The 16,728-nt window shown below is 62.5% G+C and carries 15 protein-coding genes and 1 tRNA gene; 10 read left to right on the top strand and 6 right to left on the bottom strand.

The window, feature by feature from the left end:
* Complete coding sequence (locus tag VOI18_RS02480) at nucleotides 1–885, top strand: dienelactone hydrolase family protein (protein ID WP_323760824.1); 885 nt, start codon at nucleotides 1–3, stop codon at nucleotides 883–885.
* Here the strand turns inward: VOI18_RS02480 and VOI18_RS02475 are convergent.
* The 4 genes from VOI18_RS02475 to VOI18_RS02460 all read right to left on the bottom strand — a co-directional run bounded on the left by VOI18_RS02475 (nucleotide 876) and on the right by VOI18_RS02460 (nucleotide 7,997).
* The gene (locus VOI18_RS02475; protein WP_323760823.1) at nucleotides 876–5,753 is read right to left on the bottom strand and encodes an NAD-glutamate dehydrogenase; all 4,878 of its coding nucleotides are present in this window, start codon (nucleotides 5,751–5,753) and stop codon (nucleotides 876–878) included. The two genes, VOI18_RS02480 and VOI18_RS02475, sit on opposite strands and share 10 nt — an antisense overlap.
* Before the next feature lie 467 nt (nucleotides 5,754–6,220).
* Nucleotides 6,221–6,763 (bottom strand): cysteine hydrolase, encoded by a 543-nt coding sequence (locus VOI18_RS02470; RefSeq protein WP_323760822.1) that lies wholly within the window; start codon nucleotides 6,761–6,763, stop codon nucleotides 6,221–6,223.
* Nucleotides 6,760–7,362: a GNAT family N-acetyltransferase gene (locus VOI18_RS02465; RefSeq protein WP_323760821.1), complete on the bottom strand. Its 603-nt coding sequence runs from the start codon at nucleotides 7,360–7,362 to the stop codon at nucleotides 6,760–6,762. The genes VOI18_RS02470 and VOI18_RS02465 overlap by 4 nt, the downstream gene beginning before the upstream one ends.
* On the bottom strand, nucleotides 7,359–7,997 hold the full coding sequence (locus VOI18_RS02460) for a hypothetical protein (protein ID WP_323760820.1): 639 nt from the start codon (nucleotides 7,995–7,997) through the stop codon (nucleotides 7,359–7,361). Before VOI18_RS02460 ends, VOI18_RS02465 begins: the two co-directional genes overlap by 4 nt.
* A gap of 89 nt (nucleotides 7,998–8,086) precedes the next feature.
* On the opposite strand from VOI18_RS02460, the gene VOI18_RS02455 reads away from it, so the two are divergent.
* The 3 genes from VOI18_RS02455 (at nucleotide 8,087) to VOI18_RS02445 (ending at nucleotide 9,813) form a co-directional block, all read left to right on the top strand.
* Nucleotides 8,087–9,058 carry a LysR family transcriptional regulator gene (locus VOI18_RS02455; protein WP_323760819.1) on the top strand — a complete coding sequence of 324 codons (972 nt, stop codon included), beginning with the start codon at nucleotides 8,087–8,089 and terminating at the stop codon, nucleotides 9,056–9,058.
* A gap of 7 nt (nucleotides 9,059–9,065) precedes the next feature.
* On the top strand, nucleotides 9,066–9,452 hold the full coding sequence (locus tag VOI18_RS02450) for a helix-turn-helix transcriptional regulator (RefSeq protein ID WP_323760818.1): 387 nt from the start codon (nucleotides 9,066–9,068) through the stop codon (nucleotides 9,450–9,452).
* Nucleotides 9,453–9,651: 199 nt separating this feature from the next.
* Complete coding sequence (locus VOI18_RS02445; protein ID WP_323760817.1) at nucleotides 9,652–9,813, top strand: hypothetical protein; 162 nt, start codon at nucleotides 9,652–9,654, stop codon at nucleotides 9,811–9,813.
* A gap of 191 nt (nucleotides 9,814–10,004) precedes the next feature.
* Here VOI18_RS02445 and VOI18_RS02440 read toward each other — a convergent pair.
* Nucleotides 10,005–10,079: transfer RNA gene (locus VOI18_RS02440), tRNA-Gly, on the bottom strand.
* Between the two features lie 120 nt (nucleotides 10,080–10,199).
* Here VOI18_RS02440 and VOI18_RS02435 point away from each other — a divergent pair.
* The 5 genes from VOI18_RS02435 to VOI18_RS02415 all read left to right on the top strand — a co-directional run bounded on the left by VOI18_RS02435 (nucleotide 10,200) and on the right by VOI18_RS02415 (nucleotide 12,880).
* On the top strand, nucleotides 10,200–10,721 hold the full coding sequence (locus VOI18_RS02435) for a prolyl-tRNA synthetase associated domain-containing protein (RefSeq protein WP_323760816.1): 522 nt from the start codon (nucleotides 10,200–10,202) through the stop codon (nucleotides 10,719–10,721).
* 76 nt (nucleotides 10,722–10,797) lie between these two features.
* A complete protein-coding gene (gene trxA / locus VOI18_RS02430) occupies nucleotides 10,798–11,715 on the top strand; it encodes a thioredoxin (protein ID WP_416374850.1) in 918 nt (305 codons plus the stop codon).
* 11 nt (nucleotides 11,716–11,726) lie between these two features.
* On the top strand, nucleotides 11,727–11,918 hold the full coding sequence (locus tag VOI18_RS02425) for a Trm112 family protein (RefSeq protein WP_323760814.1): 192 nt from the start codon (nucleotides 11,727–11,729) through the stop codon (nucleotides 11,916–11,918).
* A 1-nt stretch (nucleotide 11,919) separates the two neighbouring features.
* Complete coding sequence (locus VOI18_RS02420; RefSeq protein ID WP_323760813.1) at nucleotides 11,920–12,222, top strand: DUF971 domain-containing protein; 303 nt, start codon at nucleotides 11,920–11,922, stop codon at nucleotides 12,220–12,222.
* Nucleotides 12,223–12,334: 112 nt separating this feature from the next.
* On the top strand, nucleotides 12,335–12,880 hold the full coding sequence (locus VOI18_RS02415) for a DsrE family protein (RefSeq protein ID WP_323760812.1): 546 nt from the start codon (nucleotides 12,335–12,337) through the stop codon (nucleotides 12,878–12,880).
* A gap of 8 nt (nucleotides 12,881–12,888) precedes the next feature.
* Here VOI18_RS02415 and VOI18_RS02410 read toward each other — a convergent pair whose 3' ends face one another.
* Nucleotides 12,889–14,163, bottom strand: a complete 1,275-nt coding sequence (locus VOI18_RS02410; protein ID WP_323760811.1) for a UbiH/UbiF/VisC/COQ6 family ubiquinone biosynthesis hydroxylase — start codon at nucleotides 14,161–14,163, stop codon at nucleotides 12,889–12,891.
* Nucleotides 14,164–14,269: 106 nt separating this feature from the next.
* On the opposite strand from VOI18_RS02410, the gene VOI18_RS02405 reads away from it, so the two are divergent.
* A complete protein-coding gene (locus VOI18_RS02405; RefSeq protein ID WP_323760810.1) occupies nucleotides 14,270–16,696 on the top strand; it encodes a DNA translocase FtsK in 2,427 nt (808 codons plus the stop codon).
* Nucleotides 16,697–16,728 lie beyond the last annotated feature (32 nt).

Raw genomic sequence — 16,728 nt, 5'->3', positions numbered from 1 at the left:
ATGAAGAAGAACGCCCTGATCCGATTGGTCGGCATCGCGGTGCTGGCGCTGGTCGCCGGCCTGACCGGGTGTGCGACGGTCAACATGACCGGATGGAGCGTTCCCCGACGGTCGCTTGACGAGCAAGTCGCGCTGTTGCGGGATCATGTCGAGATCCGCCTGCCGGATTTTGCGGATGATCCTGTGCCGGCCGTGATCCTGCTGCACGGATGCGGCGGACTGCGTGAGGTGCAAGAGGCTTATTCAACTGACCTTCTGGCCGCTGGATATGCGGTGATGCTGGTCGACTCGAACCGGGCCCGCGACATTGGACGCCTTGGTGCGATGACCCAGGTCTGTACAGCCCTGCGCCTGTGGGGCCAGGAACGCGCAGCGGATATCAACGCCGCGATCGCCCTGGCCGCGCAGTCCCCGGCCATCGATTCCGACAAACTGGCCCTGGTTGGCTGGAGCCATGGCGGCTGGACGGTTCTGGAAGCACTCGATTATGCCGCCGAGGGCCGATCGCCGCCGGCCCTGGTTGCCGACCGGTCCGATGTGACCGCCACGCCCCTGGCCGGCGTGCGCACGGCGATTGCCGTGTATCCCTATTGCGGGTTTCCGGTCCGGGCCGATGGCCGGGACCTGCCATCATCAATCCCGCTTCATGCCATCCTGGCAGAACGCGACATGGTTGCCCCACCGGCCGATTGCCAGCGGCTTTTCGAGCGCTCAGCCGCGGCAGGCCAAGCGATTGACTACGAAACCTGGTCCGGACAGACCCATGCCTTTGACGAACCGAACGGCCCGCCCGATCCGCGCATGCGATACGATGCGGACGCGGCTCAAAGAGCCCGCGCCCGCATTCTGGTCTGGCTGGCTGAGGCGTTTGCCGATCAGGGTTGAACGACGGAGGCCATTTCACCGAGTTGGGTCGAGGCGATAGCCAGTTTGGACAAACTCCAGCCACCGGACTCGTCAAGTTGGCGCTGGACCGAGTCGACCCGACCCGCCTCTTCCTCATTGATTGTATTCCATGCTTCGACCAGCGAGTCCGCCCATTCCCGGGACGGATTTTCGGCACCCGATGCCAGCGCGCCACCGGCCTGCAGGGCAAATTTCATCGCCGAACCGGTAAACGCCTGCTGACTGGCATAAAAGTCCTCCATCAGGCGACGGACAGCCAGTCGATCCCAATGTTGTTCGGACGAGACTTCCTGCCCTAGCCCGCGCAAACGGTCGAACTTGAAGCGTGCGCCAACCGCATGATAGATGTAAGCCGTTGATGCCAAGGGCCAATCCGACTCCATGGCCATGTCGATAACGTCCGTCGACGAGGTCAGCGGCCGCAGTTCGGCAACAGCCAGCGCGATGTCTTCGGGTGCGCCCGCTTCGACGAAACGTTTCTGCCGCGACTTCACGCCCCGACGCTCATGGGTCGAGATGATTTCGTGGACCATGGAGCGCAGCGACTGGACACCGGGCTGGTAGGCCGCGATGACATCACCGATCGAGTCCGGTTTCGCGGATTTCTTGTTCCGTCCGCGACGCACAAGCCAATAGGTCTGGCGACGCAGCAACCGGATGATTTCCTCGTGCAACGCCACCTGGACAGATGCCGGAGCCTTGTTGTCCAGCTCATTGATGGCGGCGGTGATCTCGGCGAAACCGAAGATCTGCCGTCCAGCTTCAAAGGCGCGGGCAATCGCCGGCACCGTCGCAGTCGTTGAATCGATCGCCCGGTGAATGAAAGTCGGCCCGCCCAGATTGATCATCTCATTGGCCAGCACCGTCGAAATGATCTCACGCTTCAGGCGGTGCCCGTCCATGGCATCACCGTAATCATGCAACCCTTTGGGGAAATAGTTGACCAGCATGGATTTGAAATGCGGATCGTCCGGCACGTCCGAGGCCACCAGCTGATCGAACAGGGTGATCTTGGCATACGACGTCAGGACGGCCAGTTCGGGGCGGGTCAGACCCTGTTCGCGAGCCTTCAGGCCACGAACCTGTTCCACCGATGGCAGTCCTTCGACCTCGCGATCGAGCTGCCCCAACTCCTCCAGCCGGGCCATGAAGCGCTCATGGGCATCAAGGTCGGCGGCGGAGGTATGCTCGGCCAGGGACAGGGCAAGGGACTGGTCGTAATTGTGCCGGAGCACATGGGTTGCAACGTCGCTGGTCATGGATTCCAGCAAGGTGTCGCGCGCGTCGCGGCTCATGTCGCCATTGCGGACCATGGGACGCAACAGGATCTTGATATTGACCTCGTGGTCGGAACTGTCGACGCCGGCGGAATTGTCGATGAAGTCGGCATTGGCCCGACCGCCATGCTGCCCGTACTCGATCCGGGCCGCCTGGGTGAAGCCCAGATTGGCACCTTCACCGATCACTTTGGCACGAACCTCATTGGCGTTGACCCGCAAGCCATCATTGGTCTTGTCGCCGACTTCCCAATGCTGTTCCGCGGTTGCCTTGACATAGGTCCCGATGCCGCCAAACCAGAGCAGCTCCACGTCTGCCTTCAGCAAGGCATTGATCAGCTCTTGCGGACTGGCACTGCTCTTGTCCAGACCTGTCAGTGCCTTGATCTCCGACGATAGCGGAATCGATTTCGCGGACCGGGCGAATATGCCCCCGCCCTTTGAAATCAGGGATTTGTCGTAGTCCTGCCAGGACGTTCGCGGCAGGTCGAACAGACGCTTGCGCTCATTCCACAAGGTCTCGCAATCGCCCGGGTCCGGGTCGATGAAGATGTCGCGATGGTCAAAGGCCGCAACGAGCCGGATCTGCTTGGACAACAGCATGCCATTGCCGAACACATCACCGGACATGTCGCCGACGCCGATGACCGTGAAGGCTTCGGACTGGATGTCCTTGCCCATTTCCCGGAAGTGCCGCTTGACCGATTCCCAGGCGCCACGCGCGGTGATGCCCATCTTTTTGTGGTCATAGCCAGCCGAGCCACCCGACGCGAAGGCATCACCCAGCCAGAAATCGAACTCGTCCGTGGCCAGACCATTGGCCGTGTCGGAGAAGGTGGCCGTGCCCTTGTCAGCAGCGACCACCAGGTAGGGATCATCATCATCCCAGCACTCGGTCGCTGCAGGATGGACGACGGCGTCATCGACGATATTGTCGGTCAGGTCGAGCAAGCCACGGATGAAGGTCTTGTAGGCCTCGCGCCCGGCCTCGAAAACGTCCTCGCGTGAGCCGTTGCGTGGCAATGATTTCGGGTAGAAGCCACCCTTCGATCCAACCGGTACGATAACGGCGTTCTTGACCTGTTGCGCCTTCACCAGGCCGAGCACTTCGGTGCGGAAATCGTCGCGCCGGTCGGACCAGCGAAGGCCGCCACGGGCCACCGGGCCAAACCGAAGATGGACCCCCTCGACCTCCGGCGACCACACGAAAATTTCGCGGTAGGGCTTGGGAAGCGGCAGCTCCTCGAGCATTTCGCTCGCGATCTTGATCGCAATCCGCGACTTTGGCTGACCATTCTCATCGGTCTGATAGAAATTGGTCCGGAGGGTCGCTTCGATCAGATGGAAAATCCGGCGCAGGGCCCGGTCATGGTCCAGGCTGGCAACGTCATCCAGTTGCTGGCGGAGCCGGTCGGACACGTCCAGAACGGCGTCGGCTCGCTCCTTCTTGTCATCCGTGACGGCCGGGTCGAACTTCACACGTGCCAGTTCCAGCAATCCCTTGGCGATTGCCGGACAGGCCGCGAGAGCCTCTTCCTGGATAGCCTGCGACGGATCGAGCCCCGTCTGCTGACGATATCGGGCACAGGTGCGCAGGAAAGCAGCTTCACGCCAGGTAACACCGATTTCGACGATCAGTCGGTTGAACCCGTCATCTTCGGCACGCCGGTCGGCAATCGCCAGCATCGCGTCTTCCAGACCCGGTGCCAGCTCGTTCAGGTCGCGATCCTTGAGCGTATCCGATTTCATCTCGAAATCATGGATATGGGCCCGATCAAACGGCTCACCATTGGGGCCACGCCGGTCGACCGGAAAACCAGTTTCCTGGACCACATACAGACCGAGATTTTCCAGAACCGGCATCACGCGCGACAGCGAGACCGGCTTGCCAATGCGATAGATCTTCAGACGCAGGCTGTCCGGGCCGTCATCGACCTCGCGATAGACCCGTACGGCAACACGATCGGTTCCGGTCAGGGATTCCAGCTTGATGACGTCGGCCAGCGCCTCTTCGGGATCGTAGAGCTCCCGGTAACCGGCCTTGAAGGCATCCTGATAGGCGCCCATCCGCAGGCGGATCGCCTCGGTCGCATTGCGTCGGACATGGGTTTCCAGATCGTCTTCCCAGGTCCGGGCGAGGCGGGCGACCCTGCGCTCGAGTTCGCCGGTATCCGGTTCGGGATGGTCAAACGGATTCAGTCCGATGATGTAATGGACACGGGCGAGCGAACTGTCACCGAACTGTGGATAGAACGCCGATAGCCGGCCGCCAAAGGCGTCGCGGATGAGTTCGCCTGCCTGCTCCCGCACTTTCGAATTGTACCGGTCACGCGGCACGAAGAGGAGGGCTGACACAAAACGGTCGAACTGGTCCCGGCGGATGAAAAGCTTCGTCCGCGGGCGGTCATAGAGATGGAGAATGCCCAGGCACATTTCCAGCAGGTCATTCTCATCCGTCTGGAACAGCTCGTCGCGGGGGAAGTTCTCGACCGTATTGCGCAGCTTCTTGGCGGAGTGCGTGCCAGGCGTCTTTCCGGCTCGCTCAAGGACACGGCGGACCTTGCGCCGGATCAGGGGCACCGCGCTGGCGCTCTGGTCGTAGGCCTCGGCCGTGAACAATCCAACAAAGCGCGCTTCGCCAATGACGGCGCCATCCTCGCGATACCGTTTGACGCCGATATAGTCCATGTAGACGCGACGATGGACGCGCGATTTCATGTTGGCCTTGGCCACGATGATCGGGCTCGGTTCGCGCAGGAAGGTTTCGATCGCGGGCGTCAGCACGGCCGGCTCGGAACCCTTTCTCAGGACATGCCGTTCCGGATCACGCAAGACACCCCGGCCGGTTTCCGGGCGGACGCGGGGATGGCGCTGAGCCATCGAGCCGCCGTCATCAACCTCGAAGTCATAGACCCGGCAGCCGAGGAAGGCGAAGTGATCGTCGCGAAGCCAGCGCAGGAATTCAAGAGACTCGGCCAACTCATCCGGTGACGCATGGGTTCGGGCCCCGGCCAGATGGGCAATCGCATCATCCATCTGCGCGCGCATGTCGGTCCAGTCTTCGACCGCAACCCGGACATCATCGAGCGTCGCCGTGACCCCTTCGATCAGGGTGCGACGGGACAATTCGTCCAGTGGCGGCAGGTGAACCTGGATCATCGACTCGGCGAGGCAGCGCCCCGCCTTGCCCACCCGGGCACCGTCGCCGTCACGGCGGACCTGCACGATCGGATGGAACATCGCGATGATGTCGTGCCCCTGGGCACCAACTTCACCCATCACGGAATCGACGATGAAGGGTCGATCCCGTCCAATGATTTCCAGAACATCGCGGGGCAGGTCGGTCCCGTCAGCCCGGGTCGCCGGGCGCATGCGGACAAGGATTTCGTCACCCGGCCGCTTGGCGCCGAATTGCCAGAAATCCATGCTCAACGCGGCTAGGTCATCCGGACCAACGCGTTCGAGGTCCTCGGCGAGGGCATCGTCATAGATCTGTGAGAAGAACGAGTTTCCCGGATCACCACATTCGGTGCCGAAAGCCTCAAGCCAGCGCGACCGCGCTGCCTCCATGAAATCTGCGCGACTGTAAGCGTGCGCGACTCCGACGACCGCCCCCATGGTGGCGCTCCCTGGACTGTTATGTTTATGGACCGACCCTAGTCCTGTTTGAGAAGCAAGCAACCCGCCTACGCCGTTGAAAACGCAAACGTGCCATTCTTTTTCTCAACTCTGGTGGAGATGGCGATAACGGCGCCGCCGGGAAGGGACAGGGGATCCCGGCGGCGCCTGGCAGACCTCATAGGCAGGCTGGGGGGACGCACATTGAGGCCTGTTCATCGCTAGCGGGACCAGCCGGAGGCGGTCATGGGGGGAGACCAGTCCGGTCGGCAACCCGCTACACCACCCATGTAGAAAGCCGCGCGCAGATTTAAAGACCGGATTGCGCGGATTTAATGTGAAATCGGAGTCGAATGTCCATTCTCACCGGGATGTGATCAGGATCGTCCTGTCCCGGCCGGCCAAACCGCGATTCTGGCTCAGGTCACCGGTGCTTCAACCGGCCAGTCACGGGTCAGGGTCTGCCAGTCGATCACCGGCGCCATCCGCGCCACCAGGTCGAACGCCATGGTCCGCGTTTCGGCAACATCGCGGGGCTCCACCGCGAGGGCGCCAACCGCGTCCGGAACCACCGTCACGGCCCTGTCACGGCTGGCGTCGTCAAAGACTGTTGCCAGGATCGAGAACGGCGCCGAGAAGCCGACCAGCAGAGCGGTCGACCCGGCGCTGCGGGCCAGAACCTGGTGAAAATAGGGGTCGGAGAAGGCCGACAGGCCGCGCCGCTGGAAAACAGCCTCCTGGGCGGTCGGTCGCAGCCCGTCGATCGGAGCGCGGCCGGACTTTGGGCCCTCACCCTGGAACTGGCAATGACAGACCCGCCACCCGGATTGGCGGGCGTGTCGGAGCAAGGTCTTGATGCGGTCAACGACCATCCGGTTCTCCGGATCGACACGGCCATCGGCACCGGTTACCTGGTCGCGCTGGCAATCAAGCAGGATCAGGCAAGGGTCGGCGAAGCTCATGCGGCCTCCTCAGGCTTGCGGTTAGGGTCTTTCTCTTGCATGCGGGCAAGCGACAGGTCAAACGGGCCGGGCCGATCCCATTCGCCATCCGGACGGATAACGACCATCGGGTCGGCGTCCATGGTGATGGCGTTGGCCGGTGGCACCAGGTCACGTTCAATCTCGACGTATTTGTAGTCAGAGAAACCGAATTCAGGACGATCGGCCCGGATACGGAAACCGTGGGTGCGCCAATACTTGACCCTGTTCAGCTGGGCGTGGCCGAGCATTTTCTTGTACCCGCGTCGCGCTGAATAGCGTTGCGCCTCCTGCATCAGCACCCGCATCACGCCAAAGCGCCGGTACTGACGCAGGACGGCAGCCCGTTCGACTTTCGCGAAATCGGCAAAGAAGCGCAGCCGCAATACGCCGACAGGCTCGGCGCCAAGCCAGGAAATCAGGTGCGCGGCGCCGACAAGGTCGTTTCCGTCATACTCTTCGGAATAGGGCGCGAACTGCTCGCCCAGATAGATCACCCCGCGCAAGGTCATCGCCATCACCACCTGATCGAGACTTCTCGCGATGGTCACTTTGAGACTGTCGGCTGTCGATCGCGTCACGCAATGCCCTCCCATTCGCCGAGCACGGTACGCTTCAAGAGCATGTCGCCGAGTTTCTGCGGGAAGCCGGTGCTGCCATAGAGCTCATGGGCGCCGTCAGGGTACGCACAAACCTCGAAATTGAGACGTCGCATCAGTGCCTTGCCTTCCGTTGTGCGCGCCCGCGCATAGACCCGGACATCGGCATAGAATCCACGCCAACCAACCAGCAATGCCCGCAGCGCTGCGGCCTGGGCATGCGGTGTTCGACCCGCCAGCCCCCAGGACAGGAGGGCGGACGCACGCTCGTCGAGGCCGCACACCCATTCGCGCCGGGCATTCGAAAAACCGAAGTCGCCGGCCAGGAGTGCAGAAACGCCCGAGCCGCTCAGCGGAATCGAGGCAACGAATCCGTCAGGCCTGCCATTCCATCGGCGCATATGCAGTGATCGGCGGGTCCATTCCTGCACGCGGCCGATATCTTCAGCGCTGGCAATCTCGCCGTCGATCAACTCGTCGGCGAGGGCGTGGAAATCACCTATTTCCGACTGCTGGACAGGCCGGAAATCCAAGGAACCAAAGGCCTTGTCGAGGCGTTCAAGCGGGAAGTTGAAGCCCGACGCCAGCGAGCCGGATTTCAGCTCATCACTCACCATAACGCACGCTCCGACATGTAGTTAATTCCTCGTTAACACTGCCGGCCTAGCTGTTCTTCAGCGAAGTTGGCATGTGGGGTATTCTGGAAATGGACAACGATCTCCGGCGCAATGTTTTTGATTGGGATGATCTGCAGATCTTCCACGCGGTCGCGACCACGGGCTCGATGAGCGCCGCAGCGACCGTTCTCGGCTGCCAGCAATCGACCGTCTCAAAACGGATGCGTCAGCTGGAAAGCCGTTTGGCCGCACAGCTGATCGAGCGCCGGGCCGATGGGGTGGTGCTGACCCGGGCCGGGTCGGCGGCGCTTGACTATGCCGTCACCATGCAGCGCTCGGCGCAGCGCCTCGAGACCGAGCTGGCGGGGATGGACCGGAGCTTGGCCGGCCAGGTTTCCTTGCGGGTGCCCGACGGGTTGGCGACCTATTGGGTAGCCCGACATATCCCGGAATTTCAACGGGTTAATCCGGAGATTGTGCTGAAGATCATCAATGACCGCTCGGCGCCCGCCAGCGATACAGCGGCGGCGCTCAGCCTGACTTTCACGCCCGACAAGGCCATGGACACGGAGGCCCGCTCACTCGGCAGCGTGCACTACATGCCCATGGCGTCGCGGGATTTCATTGCCACCTATGGCGCGCCGCGCTCCCTGGAAGACGTGTTGACCCTGCGCTTCCTTCGCCTCGAACAGTATGATCCGTCACTCCACCTGTGGCAGCGAAAAGCCACGGCAACGGATGAGGTTGTAAGATATTCCTTCACGGCGGACATCAGTTCGGTGCTATTTGAAACCATACGTCATGGCGGTGGAATTGCGATGGCGCCAACCTATCTTGCATCCTTGTACCCGGATGAATTGGTCGTTCTTGATTATGACTTTCATCAAGACGTCCGCTTCTGGCTCAAGAACTCGCCGGGTAGCCTTGGAATAACCCGAATAAAGTGCGTTGCCGACTGGATTGCCGAACTGTTCAACCGTAGACTCCACCCTTGGTTCCGCGAAGAGTTCTGCCACCCCAGTGAGTTTTGCGACGTGGAAGTCATCAAACCACAGACGTGAGGACGCAATGAGTGCACGAGGCCCAACGAGTATTGACCAGCATGTGGGGGCCAGACTGCGCCTGCGGCGCAGCCTTCTGGAAATGAGCCAGTCTGAACTGGGCGAAAAGCTTGGTGTGACCTTCCAGCAAGTCCAGAAATACGAACGTGGCACCAACCGTATAGGCGCAAGCCGCCTGTTCAATGTCGCCAAAGTCACCGAAGTTCCGGTGTCCTATTTCTTCGAAGGGCTCGAAGAAGACGGCTCATCCGAGCTGAAGGGCGGCGATTCCGACACGCTTTACGATTTCATCGCCAGCCCCGATGGCCTGGCATTGGCCTCGGCCTTCGCCGCCATCAAGGACCAGACTGTCCGCCGCCGGGTCATCGACCTGCTGCGCTCGCTGGCCGACTGACACGTTCGCGCCCGGCCGCGGTGGTCGGGCGCACTCTTCCCTGCCGTCAACAGACCCGCCACAATCGAGCCGACCGGACCCGCCGGTGGGTCCGGCATGACGCCCGGATGAATGAAACGGCCAGAAAATGGCCTTGCCGCCGCCCCGCCCCTGCCGCGCCTGACCGCGACGATGTCACCTCCAGTCCAAGGAGGCCGACATGGGTGAGCGACCAGACAAGCAATTCCGACCCCCGTTACAGGCACCGGCCGCGCTGCGGCTTGGATTGCCGCACCTGATGCAGGACACGCCGAAGCGCCAGGTCCGGCCGGATCCGCGTCATGCGGTCTATGTCACCATTCGCGAGCTGAAACTGGCCTGACACACCAGCCTGTCTTGGTCCGACGCTTCAAGATGGGGCGAGCGGTACGCGCATCCCGGGCCAACACGTCGATCAGTGGAAGTCGGCACGCCTCTGGCGGGCCACAGTCCGTTGCCGGACATGCCTGCCGTAGCCGGAGATGCATGCCATTGCCCGACATGCCTGAAAGAATGCGAAATGCATGGAGAGAATGGAGCGGGCGATGAGATTCGAACTCACGACATTCACCTTGGCAAGGTGACGCTCTACCCCTGAGCTACGCCCGCTCACGATTGGCGCGGTCAGGCCGCGCCGGGGAGCGGGGTATATCGCGCAAAGTTTCGAAGATTGCAAGCACCTGTCTCCATCCTCTTGCACATCACGCGCAGCCGGGCTTCAACACGGGGATGATGATTGGCCGAACCGAGCTCCTGGAGCGCTTCGATGCGCTTGGTATTGCACATGAAACCCGCGACCACGCGCCGATCTTCACGGTGGCGGACGGTGAGGACATCAAGCGCTCCATGCCCGGCGGTCACACCAAGAATCTGTTCCTGAACGACAAGAAGGGCCACCTCGTCCTGGTGTCAGCCCTGGGCGAAACCGCGATCCCGATCAACAAGCTTCACCCTGTACTCGGTTGCGGTCGCCTGTCCTTTGGCAAACCGGACCTGCTCTACGGGACATTGGGTGTACGGCCCGGATCGGTCAGCGCCTTTGCCCTCGTCAATGATGCCGCAGCGCGGGTTCAATTCGTCCTCGATGCGGGATTGATGCGTCACGAGCGGGTCAATTTTCACCCGCTTTCCAATGATGCCACCACGGCGGTTGCCAGCCGCGACCTGATCCGTTTCGTCCGCAACACCGGTCACGAGCCCTTGATCATGGATTTCAGCACGCTGGACATCAGCCGCGCTTCGGCAGAGTGACCGCTTGCATCAATGGCGTGCAGAGGCCACTTAGAACGTGGCCCCCAAACGACCCGGCAATGACAAGGACGGCAGCATGACCCTGATCGGTGGAACCAGCGACAACGAGACCGACACGAATGACCTGGTTCGGGATTCATCCGACCAGACCTTCATGCAGGACGTCATCGAGCCATCGCAAGACGTTCCGGTCATCGTCGACTTCTGGGCTCCCTGGTGCGGCCCGTGCCGCCAGCTCGGTCCGCTCATCGCGAAATGCGTGATGGAGGCGGCGGGCGCGGTCAAGCTGGTCAAGATCAATATCGACGAGAACCCGGGCATCGCCCAGCAATTGCGGGTGCAGTCGATCCCGGCCGTATTTGCCTTCAAGGAAGGCCAGCCTGTCGACGGGTTTACCGGCGCATTGCCCGAGAGCCAGATCAAGGATTTCATCGCCCGCATTTCCGGCAAGGGTCCAAGCGAGGCCGAGCTTCGAGCCCTTGTCGACCGGGCCCTTGCGTCCATCGAGTCCGGCGACCTCAACGGCGCCTCCCAGGACCTGGCGGGTGTGCTGCAGGCTGATCAGGGCCATCCCGGTGCCATCGGCGCGCTGGTCAGGCTCTGGATCAAGGCCGGTGACACCGAGAAGGCCGCCGCCATTCTGGCCCAGATTCCCGCCGACCGGGCTGATGATCCCGCGATCGACGGCGCCCGGGCCGCGCTTGAACTGGCGACCGGTGCACCGGTGGATGATGCGGAGACTGCAGCCCTTCGCCAGGCAGTGGCGGCTGATGCCGGTAATTTTCAGGCCCGGTATGACCTGGCTGAAGCGCTGCTGACCGGCGGCGACCACAAGGGTGCCGTCGACCAGCTGATAGCCATCACCGCACTCGATCGCGAATGGAATGAACAGGCGGCCCGTACACTCTTGCTGAAAGTCTTTGAGGCCGCCGGCCCGGCATCCGATGTCACACGAGACGGGCGCCGCCGCCTTTCAGCCATCCTGTTTTCCTGAGGACCTGCCCGATGACCGATACAGAAACCCGCGATGTTGACCCCAAACTGCTCGAGATCCTGGTCTGTCCGGTAACCCGCGAAACACTGCGCTATGACCGCGATGCGCGCGAACTGGTCTCCGAAGGTGCGGGCCTGGCCTATCCGGTCCGGGACGGCATTCCGATCATGCTGCCGGACGAAGCCCGGCAACTGGACGACTGACATGGCTCGCCCCTGGCCTGAAACGCTGGACTTTTCCAGCGCCGACAAGATGTTGCGTGTCCGGTTTGACGACGGCCACGCGTTCGAGATTCCGTTTGAAACCCTGCGGGTCGAAAGCCCCAGCGCCGAGGTCCAGGGCCATGGGCCGGGGCAGAAACAGGTTGTAACCGGCAAACAGGGTGTCGGCGTCAAGGCGGCTGAACCGGTTGGTCGATACGCCGTCCGCATCCTGTTCGATGATGGCCATGACAGCGGCCTGTTCACATGGGATTATCTGTACGGGCTGGGTGAATCCACCCGCTGACTTCCGTCAGGTACGCCAGACCCGTCGGCCACGTCCAAACTGCCCCACCAGTCCGGCGCGGCGCTGACGTCCGGGCAAGCGAAGCCACAGATACCCAGGAGGCGTCCCCGCCATGTCCCTTTTTCCTGCACCCCGTCGCCTGGTCGCGACGCTTTGCCTGGCCGCTCTCGGAGGCTCCGTTCTCGGCACCGGCGCCCTGGCCGGGCCGGACGCGTTTGGCCCGGGCCCGCTGATCGAGACCTATGGCCAGATCGCGCCTGTTGAATCCGACTTGGTCATCCCGGACGGGGCCAGTTTTGCCGTCGCTTTTGATACGGCGACGCGGGCTGACGCGGACGGTCTGAACCGGACGCTGACCACCGCCGCCCGATTCCTGAACATGCATGTCGCCAACGGCGTCGCCCCGGACTCGTTGCGGGTCGCGATTGTGGTGCACGGAGGCGCTGTCCACGACATGGCGACAGCAACCGCTGGCGCCAATGCCGACCTGATCGCCTCCCTGCTCGAACACAATGTCCGGGTGATCATCTGTGGTCAGAGCGCGGCCTACCACGATGTGGGACGCAACGATTTGCAGCCCGGCGTCGAGATGGCATTGTCAGCGATGACCGCTCACGCCCTGTTGCAACAGGGCGGTTATACGCTGAACCCGTTCTGAGCCCTGTTTCAGGCCGCGTCCAGGCGTCGCCCCTTGAGAAGGCGTGGCGGATCACCGGTTTCGCCACCCGCCTGGCGCATGAAGAAGCGCCGGGCCGGGCCGATCTTGTTGACCAATGACATGCCCAGTCCTCGAAGCTGGCGGACCGGCTCGATATCATTCGAGAACAGGCGGTTGAAGATGTCGGTTCCGGCAGCCAGGGACGCGCTGTCGAACTTGCGCCAATCTTCGTAGCGGCGCAGCGTGATCAGCGCGCCGATATCAAGACCGACCCTTTTGGCTTCACCGGCAACCTCCGCCAGTGCGGCAGCGTCGCGGATTCCCAGATTGAAGCCCTGTCCCGCCAGCGGGTGAATGCCACGCGCCGCATCACCGACAAACGCGATCCGGTCGTCGCAGAAGCGCTCGGCGTAACGCAATCCGAGCGGATAGGTGAAACGGGGACCTTCCGGTCTTACCTCGCCCAGGAAATCGCCAAACCGGTTCTCAAGCTCTTCCTGGAAAACGGCTTCCGGCGCGTTCTTCAGCGCATCGGCAATAGCGTCGGGTTCGGTCCATACAAGCGAGGCCCGGTTGTCAGGAAGTGGCAAGATGGCGAAGGGGCCGGATGGCAGGAAGTATTCATAAGCCACGCCATTGTGCGGCTCCGAATGACGGACTGTTGCCACTACACCTTTTTGACCATACTGCCAGCCCGCCGTCCGGATCGCGGCCTGTTTGCGCAAGCGTGAAAACTTGCCGTCACACGCTACCAGCAGCTGACCTGATAGCAGCTGGCCATCGTCGAGGAACACATCAACGCCGTCACCGCGGGTCTCGTATCGATCGGCCTTGGCGGGCGCAAATACCGAGATTCCGGGCCTGGACTTCAGGGTCTGGATCAATGCAAAGCGGGAGTGACGGTTCTCGGCCATCCAACCGAGGGGTTCGCCATCCTCGCCTTCGGAAATCTCGCGCCGGTCAAAATGCAGGCTGTGCGGGCCCGGTCCACCCGGCTTGTCGCCACCATAGGGGCGTCCGTCACACACCAGGATGTGTTCGATCCGTTGGGTGTGCGGTTTGAGGAATTCAGCAACACCGAGCGCCTCGAACATGCGCCAGGAGGTATAGGCCAGCGCCGAGGCGCGGCCGTCGAATTCCGGTGCGATCTGCTCGTCCATCTGCAGCACATCAACCAAGGCGACCGTCAGGCCCGCCTGGTCCATGGCCAGTGTCAATGTCATTCCGGCCAGGCCGCCGCCGACGATCACAACATCGCCTTGATAGGATGGTGTCTGGGTCATGGGTGCAGAATAGGCGGTTTGGACGCGCTGAAAAGCGGCCAGAGCGTCGCAGTGCTGTTAACCTTTGTTTACCGACCGGGAAGACTTGCAGCGTTAGGAAGTAGGCATGAGCCGCAAACCTTCGACCCGCAAAGCCAAGACGCCCAAATCAGCCGCCAAGGCGACACCGCCCTGGCGCTTGCGGCTGACCGACCTCCTGTTCGGCACCGTCATGCTGGTGACAGGGGCGTTCCTGATGGCGTCCCTGTTGTCACACAATGTCCTCGACCCGAGCTGGAATGTCGCCTCGGACGGGCAGATCGGCAATTGGATGGGGCGGCCGGGCGCTACCGCCAGCGACGCTCTGTTGCAAGCCCTGGGTTGGGCGGCCGGTGGCCCGGCAATCGCACTGGTCATTTGGGGCGGCATCCTGATCTGGCGGACACCGCAGCAGCGTTCGGGATCCATCGCCATTTTCCGCTGGTTTTTCGCGGCGTTGGGAACGGCTGGATTCGCGGCCGCAGTGGCCTCGCTGCCGGTTCCGCAAGCCTGGCCCCTGGCACCGGGCCTCGGTGGCGTGATCGGTGATGCGTTTCTGGGAATGCTTGCGTCCTTGCCACTGCAGTTTGAACTGCCCGGCGCGACTGTACTGGCGGCTGGCTTCGCGCTGCTGCTGTCAATTGCCGGGATCTTTTTCACTTTCGGACTGCGCGCCCGCGACCTGACTGCAGCCGTGGATGTCGGCGGGCTGGCCTGGGCGACGCTACGGGTCTGGTTTGATCGCCTGCGCGAACGCCTGGCGGGCCGCTGGCCGGATGATGCCGAAGCCGCGTTTGCCGATGAATCTGACAATGAACCCCGCAATGAACCGGTCCTGAAGCGGGCCATGCGAGCGGCGGATTCCGCACCGGCCGCGGCCGCGACGGCCCGAAACGACGAGCCCGGCGCGCCAAACTACAATCCCGCCGTGAAGGTTGCGCCGTCTCGCAAGTCAAAGGCTTCCGATCGTGATAGCCGCGAGGCGCAAGGCGCGTTGCCCTTCGCCCGCAATGCCGGATTCAAGCTGCCCCGCCTCGACCTGCTGGCCAAGCCGTCGGTTCGCAATGACGCCATCGACGAGATGGCCCTGAGACAGAATGCCGAGCTGTTGCAGGGCGTATTGTCGGACTTCGGGGTCAAGGGCGAGATCGTCCAGGTCCGGCCAGGGCCGGTTGTGACACTGTATGAGTTCGAACCGGCCCCGGGGGTGAAATCGTCGCGGGTCATCAACCTCGCTGACGATATCGCCCGGTCAATGAGTACGATGGCAGCCCGTGTGGCGGTTGTTCCCGGACGGAATGCGATCGGTATCGAACTGCCCAATCCGAAGCGGGAAACCGTCTTTCTGCGGGCGCTCTTCAATTCAAAGGCCTTCGAGGACGCCAAGGCGGAACTGCCCTTTGCGCTGGGCGAGACGATTGGTGGGGAACCCTTTGTCGCTGACCTGACACGCATGCCGCACCTGCTGATTGCCGGTACGACCGGCTCGGGCAAGTCGGTCGGTATCAACGCCATGATCCTGTCCCTGCTCTACCGGCTTCCGCCGGAAGACTGCCGGATGATCATGATCGACCCCAAAATGCTGGAACTGTCAGTCTATGACGGCATCCCGCACCTTCTCTCTCCCGTTGTCACCGACCCCAAGAAGGCCGTCGTGGCATTGAAATGGGCGGTGCGGGAGATGGAGAGCCGCTATCTGCGCATGTCCAAGGTCGGGGTCCGCAATGTCGCCGGCTTCAACGAGCGCGTCGCCGAGGCGCTGGAGACCGGCGAGCCGCTCTCGCGCACGGTCCAGACCGGCTATGACAAGGAAAGCGGCGAACCGGTTTTCGAGACCGAGACCATCGCGGCTGAAAAGATGCCCTATATCGTCGTGGTGATCGACGAGATGGCCGACCTGATGATGGTCGCCGGCAAGGAAATCGAGGGCGCCGTCCAGCGTCTGGCGCAGATGGCCCGGGCCGCCGGCATCCACCTTGTGACGGCCACCCAGCGTCCCTCCGTCGATGTGATCACAGGCACGATCAAGGCCAATTTCCCGACCCGGATCTCCTACTCCGTGACCTCCAAGATCGACAGTCGCACCATTCTGGGCGAGCAGGGCGCTGAGCAGCTTCTTGGCATGGGTGACCTGCTCTACATGGCCTCGGGCGGCCGGGTTCGGCGGCTGCACGGCCCCTTCGTATCGGACAAGGAAGTCGAGGACGTCGCGGCCTTCCTCAAAAAGCAGGGCGCGCCCGAATATCTTGATGCGGTCACCGCCGGCGGCGATGACGACGAGGACGGCCAGTCCGGCATGGACCTGGGAGACAGTGGCGACAGTCTGTTTGACCAGGCGGTGGCGCTGGTCGCCCGCGATCGCAAGGCATCGACCTCCTACATCCAGCGCCGCCTGCAGATTGGCTATAATCGTGCGGCGACGCTGATCGAGCAGATGGAAGAAGAAGGCATGATCGGTCCGGCAGACCATGCCGGCCGACGCGAGATCTATCTGCCCGAGAATGAAGGCGCCTGAGCCGGCTCCCGACGACAGGCACCTCACCCCAA

This window comes from Maricaulis sp., assembly GCF_034670125.1.
Lineage (GTDB): Bacteria > Pseudomonadota > Alphaproteobacteria > Caulobacterales > Maricaulaceae > Maricaulis.
Note: the sequence above shows the minus strand (reverse complement) of the source record. Positions and strands in the feature narration are given on the sequence as shown.